The 1,432-nt window shown below is 62.3% G+C and carries 1 protein-coding gene and 1 rRNA gene; one reads left to right on the top strand and one right to left on the bottom strand.

All coding sequences use genetic code 11. The annotated features are described in order from the left end of the window. Positions 1-64 precede the first annotated feature (64 nt). Positions 65-181 (top strand): 5S ribosomal RNA (gene rrf / locus BLJ79_RS22160). 723 nt (positions 182-904) lie between these two features. Here rrf and BLJ79_RS23515 read toward each other — a convergent pair. Further along, a partial coding sequence (locus BLJ79_RS23515) for a hypothetical protein (RefSeq protein ID WP_217641960.1) occupies positions 905-1,432 on the bottom strand: 528 nt, incomplete at its 5' end.

A 1,432-nucleotide genomic window follows, 5' to 3' on the forward strand; every position in this document is an offset into this window, starting at 1 on the left:
CTATTGTGGTCGTAACCCATTTTTCACGCCCCCGGACCCTGTCCGGGCAGTGCGTGGCTAGAGTTACGGCGGTCATAGCGTGGGGGAAACGCCCGGTCCCATACCGAACCCGGAAGCTAAGACCCACCGCGCCGATGGTACTGCACTCGGGAGGGTGTGGGAGAGTAGGTCACCGCCGGACACCCTGTCCCGGAACCCCCAAGCCTGTGGCTTGGGGGTTCCGATGCTTAACGCCCGTTCCCGGCCCCCGGCACCCGCCGGGGGCCGCACCCGCTTAAGAACCGGCACCCGGCCGGCCGGCCGGGGGGCCGGTCGGGGGGCCGAAGGCCTGTACGGTAAGGTTTCGACCACGGACCCGGCCCATCCCACGCCTGGGCGTGCCGGCGCACCGGGGTGGCGCCGCGCCATCGCGAACCCCAACACATTGTGCCGTTTAGCCGGATGCCATCAAGGAATAGCAAAGTGTCACCCAGTGATGTGTGATGATAACTGACACGGCCCAGAGCAACTCTCAAAGCAATCTGTATGTCGGGCCGGAACCCGTTTCTGAGTGTGATGAGTCGATTCGTCGGACTGTTCTGCGATTCTATGGACTCTGCGCTTTTGGTCCATAGAGGTTTCCCGCATTGCCGTGATTGGCAATTTGGCTCCAGGCGGGCCATGCGGGCGAGTATTCGTCGAGATGGATGTCATTCTGTTGCCGTAGTATGGATCAGTTGCGTTGCGCACTATTGGTGTAAATCACGGAGGCGACTGGGTACCCTCGACTAAGATAGATGCAGGCGTTCAATGCCCGGGTGAGGGCAAAAAGATTTTAGCGTGGGCTTCCGTGAGATGCGGAGGTCCACTGATTCATGCGTGGGGTCCAAAACTGAAGACCCTTTTGAGAGGAACACATCTAGTGTCAAACGAAAACAAGGGCTTCGGGTCGAAGGACAACCGCGACCGGAATGATTCTAAGTCGAACAACAGCGGAGGCTTCCGTCGCGGTGGCGACGATCGCAATGCCGGAGGCTTCAAGCCCCGCGAAGACCGCGGCGGATTCCGTGGCGGCGACGATCGCAATGCCGTAGGCTTCAAGCCCCGCGAAGACCGCGGCGGATTCCGTGGCGGCAACGACCGTGGCGGCTTCCAGGGCGGAGACCGTCGCGAAGGCGGTTTCAAGCCCCGCGAAGAYCGTGGCGGATTCCGTGGCGGCGACGATCGCCGTGAAGGTGGCTTCAAGCCCCGTGAAGACCGCGGAGGCTTCAAGCCTCGCGAAGACCGCGGTGGATTCCGTGGCGGCGACGATCGCCGCGAAGGCGGTTTCAAGCCCCGCGAAGACCGCGGTGGATTCCGTGGCGGCAACGACCGTGGTGGATTCCAGGGTGGAGACCGCCGTGAAGGTGGTTTCAAGCCCCGTGAAGACCCTGGAATCCACCACGGTCTTCAC

The sequence above is a fragment of the Arthrobacter sp. UCD-GKA genome, assembly GCF_001863355.1.
Taxonomy (GTDB): Bacteria; Actinomycetota; Actinomycetes; order Actinomycetales; family Micrococcaceae; genus Paeniglutamicibacter.